Here is a 5,524-nt window from a genome sequence, read left to right as displayed (position 1 = left end):
GTGTTGGCTCTTCGGGGCGGTGACGTGGAGGCGGAGTTGCGTGCCGTCGGAGTGCCCGTGGTGAGCCTGGGCTTGTGTCATCCGCCAAAGGCTCCCGCTGCGATGCGCGCCTTGCTTCGCGAGGTGCGGTGCTTCAAACCGGACGTGATCCAGGGGTGGATGTACCACGGCAACTTGGCCGCGAGCCTGGCGTGGCGTCTTGCGGCACCCCAGGCGCGGCTCGTCTGGGGTATCCGCCAATCCCTTTACGATCTGCGGCGCGAGAAGCCGCTTACCCGGTGGGTCATCCGTTTTTCGGCATGGTCGAGCCGACGGCCGACGGCCATCATTTACAATTCGCACACAGCGCGCGCCCAGCACGAACGCTTTGGCTTCTGCGAAGAGCGGGGGATGGTCATCGATAATGGGTTCGACGTTGAGACCTTTTCCCCGCAGCCCCTCGCGCGCGCCGAGGTTCGGCGGATGCTGGGACTTGAACCCGCCGCCCCGCTCATTGGCCTCATCGCCCGCTATCACCCGATGAAGGGACATGACGTTTTTCTGAAGGCGGCTGCTCTGCTTGCGCGGCGGCGGGCGGATGTCCATTTCCTCCTCGTCGGACGTGAGGTGTCTCCTCGAAATCCAGCACTTGCTGCGGCATTGCAACACCCGGCATTGGCCGGCAGAGTACATTGCCTTGGGGAGCGTCACGACATCGCACGCCTGACTGCGGCACTCGATATCGCTTCTTCTTCTTCTTCTTGGGGCGAAGCCTTTCCGAATGCCATTGGCGAGGCGATGAGCTGCGGCATTCCCTGTGTGGCCACGGCCGTGGGCGATGTGCCACGTATCATTGGCGATACCGGCATCGTGGTGCCAATGGGAGATGCCAATGCGTTGGCGGACGCGTGGAGTCGGTTACTCGACGTGCCTGTGGAGACTCGTCGGGCGATGGGTGAGGCTGCGCGCAGGCGCGTGCAGGATAATTTCTCGATCGAGAGCGTCGCCGACCGCTACGCGCGGCTATACCGGGATACACCCTGAAGCATGAAATGGATTTGACCCAAGCGGAATCGCATTTCGCCTTCGGCCAGAACTGGGCGGCCTACGCCGAAAGGGTCACGGAAGCGGAAATCCGGGAAGCGGAGCAGGGCTTGAGCCGGCTGGTGGGCGGGCGGCTCGACGGGCAACGGTTTCTCGACATCGGCTGCGGCTCTGGCCTCCACAGCCTGGCAGCGTTGCGCCTGGGGGCTAGAGAGGTGTTTGCCGTCGATCTGGATGGCGAGAGCGTGGCGACCGCGCATGCCATGCTGGCCCGCCACGCTTCAGCGAAAAATGTCTGGCGCGTCGAAGAGATCAGCGTGTTTGTCTGAGCGCCGCGACGCGGGGTACGTTCGATGTGGTCTATTCGTGGGGCGTTCTTCATCACACGGGCGATTTGAAACGCGCGATCCGGTGTGCTGCAGCATTGGTGGCTCCGCAGGGACGCCTTGTTCTCGCCCTCTACCGGCGGGTATGGATGGACCCGTTTTGGCGCTGGGAGAAACGGTGGTATGCGCACGCTTCGCCCCAGGCGCAACGTCGCACCCGTGCCATCTAATCTATATAGCGCTGTTTCGGCTCGCCCTGCCGCTGACCGGCAGGCGCTTTGCCCGTTATGTGGAAGGCTACCGCTCCAATCGTGGGATGAATTACTACCACGATGTCCATGACTGGATGGGCGTTTGGCCGTACGAGTCGATCCAGCCCGCTGAAGTGGATTTCCAGCTGGGGTCCCTGGGGTTTGCTGCGGAGCGGGTGTTCGCCCGCAAGGGTCGGTTGTTTGGAAGAGACCCAGGCATCTTCGGGTCTCGCTGTGATGAGTATATCTATCGCAAAATCAGCTAGAGCATGTGTGGTCTGACCGGCTTCTGGCAGCCCGCCGATGGCCATAAGGACTCGGTCGAAATGGCGCACCGCATGGTCGATCCGCTGGTTCACCGCGGTCCCGACGATACCGGTGTCTGGGTGGACGAGTTGGCCGGTATCGCGCTGGCCCATCGCCGTTTGTCGATCCTCGACCTTTCCACTGCCGGCCATCAGCCGATGGTGTCGGCCTCGGGGCGCTATGTGATCGCCTACAACGGCGAGATCTACAACCACCTGGAACTGCGAAAAGACCTCGCGCATTTTCCGTCACCCTCACCCCCACCCCCAGCCCCTCTCCCAGAGGGAGAGGGGGGTGTTCGATGGCGCGGCCATTCGGATACGGAGACACTGCTCGCCGCTTTCGAGGCTTGGGGCATCGAGACGACGCTGAAGAAGACCGTGGGCATGTTCGCCCTGGCGTTGTGGGATCGCGCAACGCGCACGTTAACACTCGCCCGCGACCGCATGGGGGAGAAGCCCCTCTATTACGGCTGGGTAAAGGGCGCGCTGGTGTTCGCCTCGGAGCTGAAGGCGATCCGGGCGTATCCTGGGTTTGACAATGCCATCGAACGCAAGGCATTGACGCTCTTTCTGCGGCACAACTACGTGCCGGCGCCGTGGAGCATTTACGAAAACATCTGGAAGCTGCCACCGGGGTGCTGGGTGCAGTTTTCTGCGGATACCCTCTCCCCCGGCCCCTCTCCCGGTGGGAGAGGGGAGATCAAAGCCTATTGGTCGCTGCGCGAGGTCGCCGAATCCGGGCGGCGCGAGCCTTTTACCGGTTCGGAGGTTGCCGCGGAGGAAGAACTCGACCGGCTGCTGCGGCAGAGCATCGCGGGGCAGCGGGTGGCGGATGTGCCCTTGGGCGCCTTTCTTTCCGGCGGCATCGATTCCTCGACGGTGGTGGCGGTGATGCAGGCGACGGCCGATAGGCCGGTGAAGACCTTCAGCATCGGCTTTCATGAAGGCGAATACGACGAGGCGCGGCACGCGGCGGCGGTGGCGCGCCATCTGGGCACGGAGCACACCGAGTGGTATGTCACGCCCAAGGATGCGCTGGACGTGATCCCGAAGCTCCCCACGCTTTATGACGAGCCCTTTGCCGATTCCTCGCAGATCCCCACGCACCTCGTGGCGATGCTCGCCCGCCGACAGGTGACGGTGGCGCTCTCGGGCGATGGCGGGGATGAACTCTTTGGCGGCTACAACCGCTATTTCTGGGTGACGGCGCTGTGGCGCCGGCTCGATCGCCTGCCGCTCATCCTGCGGCGGCTCGCGACGGCGGGCGTGACGGCGTTGCCGCCTTCGGCCTGGAACCGACTGTATGGCGCGGTGGCGTGGGCCCTGCCCGAGCGCTGGCGTTTCCGGCTGCCGGGCGACAAACTCCACAAGGCCGCCGCCCTGTTCGCCGCCGACCGGCCCGAGGCGGTCTACCGCCGGCTCGTCTCCCACTGGGAGGACCCGGCCTCGGTGGTGCTGGGCGGCGAGGAGCCGCCGACGCCGCTCACGGACCCCGCCGCCTGGCCGGAGCTGCCGGATTTCGAGCACAGGATGATGTATCTCGACGCGATCACCTATCTGCCCGACGACATCCTGGTCAAGGTGGATCGGGCGGCGATGGGCGTGTCGCTGGAAACGCGCGTGCCGCTCTTGGATCACCGCATCGTCGAATTCGCCTGGCGGCTGCCGCTTTCGATGAAGATCCGCGACGGCCAGGGCAAGTGGCTTCTGCGGCAGGTGCTCTACCGCTACGTGCCGAAAGACCTCATCGAACGGCCGAAGATGGGCTTTGGCGTGCCGATCGAGCACTGGCTGCGCGAGCCGCTCAAGGATTGGGCGGAGGATCTGCTGAGCGAGGCACGCCTCAGGCGGGAAGGTTTTCTCGACCCCGCACCCATCCGCGAGCGCTGGGAGGAGCACCTGTCGGGGAGGCGCAACTGGGCGTATTACCTGTGGGATGTGTTGATGTGGGAGGCGTGGCTTGAGCAGCAGTAGATGGGAATTGACGCCTGCGCGGGCGTTCGTCGTTTTCTTTGTCGGCGTGCTGCTCTTGGGTGCGGTGTTTCAATGGCTGATATTGCCCAATTCGCCCTGGCATGCCGGCCACGGATTGATGGCCGGCGGCGACTGGATTCAGTTTTTCGATCAGGCGCGGGAATTGACCGCGAGACTGCGTGCCGAGGGATGGCGGGCATGGGAGCTCCGCTATCAGGGGCAATGGCCAGCGAGCCTGATGGCTGCGGCCTTCATGACGACGGGATGGGAGCATCCGAGCGCCGTGCTGCCGATATATGCGGCCATTTACGGTCTGGCTGCCGCGGTATTGGCGCGGCTTTGTCTTACCTTCGGCCTGCGCGGTCGCATGGCTTGGGCAGGCTTGGCTGTGCTGGCGTTTCCTTCCACGGTCTTGATTTGGGGGCAGCCGCACAAGGATGCCTTTGCCTTGGTCGGCTTTGCTCTCCTGGCATGGTCGTGGAGCATGGCTTGGCTAGGAAACTCGCGCCTGCGTTGGCTTGGGGTGATCGTCGGGATGATTGCCGCCTTGGGTCTGATGGGGTTGCCGCGGCCCTATCTGCATGATGTGGTGGTGATTGCCTTGGGCGGCGCCGTATTGCTCGCCATGTGTTTTTTGCCCGAACGCAAGCGTTCCGTAGCTCGAGGCACGCTCTTCTTTGCGTTGGCGGTTATGGCGGTATGGGGATTCAAAATGCTGGAGAAGGTAGAGAAGGTAGCGTTATGCGATAGCTGGCGACCAGAACGGTATATTCCCATCCTGCATGAGAAGGTGGGGCATTTGTTGTGTTATCGGCACGGATTTATCCATGCGCACAAAAGTGCGGCCAGTTCAATCGATCAGGATCGACTACTGCTCGATTATCGCGAACTGCTTGACTATCTTCCGCGTGCGGCTTGGCTCGCTTTAGTGACACCTGTGCCACGAGGATGTTCTTTGGTTTTGCAGTGCAAGACCACATCGCCTGGAGGAGATGCGAAGCGATTGGCGGCAACCGTCGAGATGGTATTTTTTTATGTTGCCATGCTCGGCTGGCTCGGATGGTTCATGCACAAACCCAACGGTGATATTCGTTCGTTCGCGATTGGCCTCTTCTTTTTCGCCTGGGCGGTCTCCATTTTTTATGTGCTGAGTTCTCCGAACGAGGGTACGCTGTACCGCGAACGTTATCCGGAAATCACCTTGTGGTGGATCGGAGGAGTGGCGGGCTGGAGCCTGCTGTTGCGCAACATGAGACGCCGGCAAGAAAGCGCATAGCATGCCCAAACTGGTTTTCCTCGTCACCGAGGACTGGTATTTCGTTTCCCACCGCCTGCCCTTGGCGGTGGCGGCGAAGCAAGCTGGGTTCAAGGTGACAGTGATCACCCGCAGCGGTTCGGCGTGTGATGTCATCCGCCGGGCGGGGATCGAGGTCGTGCCGTTCGGAATGGCGCGGCGGGGGCTGAACCCGGTGGGGCTCATGCGGGAGATGATCGGCGTGGCCCGCCTGTATCGCCGCATTGAGCCGGACCTTGTGCACCATGTGGCGCTGCGGCCGGTAGTCGTTGGGGGCTTGGCGGCGCAGGCCGCAGGCGTGCGCGGCAGGGTGGCTGCGATCGCCGGCATGGGTTATGCCTTCACGGC

The 5,524-nt window shown here is 63.0% G+C and carries 7 protein-coding genes; all 7 read left to right on the top strand.

Annotated features, from left to right (window positions below):
- A partial coding sequence (locus tag V7Q81_RS14210; RefSeq protein WP_333844542.1) for a glycosyltransferase occupies positions 1-1,023 on the top strand: 1,023 nt, incomplete at its 5' end.
- Positions 1,024-1,031: 8 nt separating this feature from the next.
- A complete protein-coding gene (locus V7Q81_RS14205) occupies positions 1,032-1,352 on the top strand; it encodes a 50S ribosomal protein L11 methyltransferase (protein WP_333844540.1) in 321 nt (106 codons plus the stop codon).
- Complete coding sequence (locus tag V7Q81_RS16130; protein WP_442954846.1) at positions 1,319-1,579, top strand: methyltransferase domain-containing protein; 261 nt, start codon at positions 1,319-1,321, stop codon at positions 1,577-1,579. The genes V7Q81_RS14205 and V7Q81_RS16130 overlap by 34 nt, the downstream gene beginning before the upstream one ends.
- Positions 1,495-1,866, top strand: a complete 372-nt coding sequence (locus V7Q81_RS14200) for a hypothetical protein (protein WP_333844538.1) — start codon at positions 1,495-1,497, stop codon at positions 1,864-1,866. The genes V7Q81_RS16130 and V7Q81_RS14200 overlap by 85 nt, the downstream gene beginning before the upstream one ends.
- A gap of 3 nt (positions 1,867-1,869) precedes the next feature.
- Positions 1,870-3,882 carry an asparagine synthase (glutamine-hydrolyzing) gene (gene asnB, locus V7Q81_RS14195; RefSeq protein WP_333844537.1) on the top strand — a complete coding sequence of 671 codons (2,013 nt, stop codon included), beginning with the start codon at positions 1,870-1,872 and terminating at the stop codon, positions 3,880-3,882.
- Entirely contained in the window at positions 3,869-5,158 is a 1,290-nt protein-coding gene (locus tag V7Q81_RS14190; protein ID WP_333844536.1) for a hypothetical protein, read from the top strand. Before asnB ends, V7Q81_RS14190 begins: the two co-directional genes overlap by 14 nt.
- 1 nt (position 5,159) lies before the next feature.
- The coding region (locus V7Q81_RS14185) for a glycosyltransferase (protein ID WP_333844534.1) at positions 5,160-5,524 on the top strand (365 nt) is incomplete at its 3' end.

It is taken from the genome of Pelomicrobium sp. (genome assembly GCF_036803785.1).
In the GTDB taxonomy this organism is placed as follows: Bacteria; Pseudomonadota; Gammaproteobacteria; order Burkholderiales; family UBA6910; genus Pelomicrobium.
Note: the sequence above shows the minus strand (reverse complement) of the source record. Positions and strands in the feature narration are given on the sequence as shown.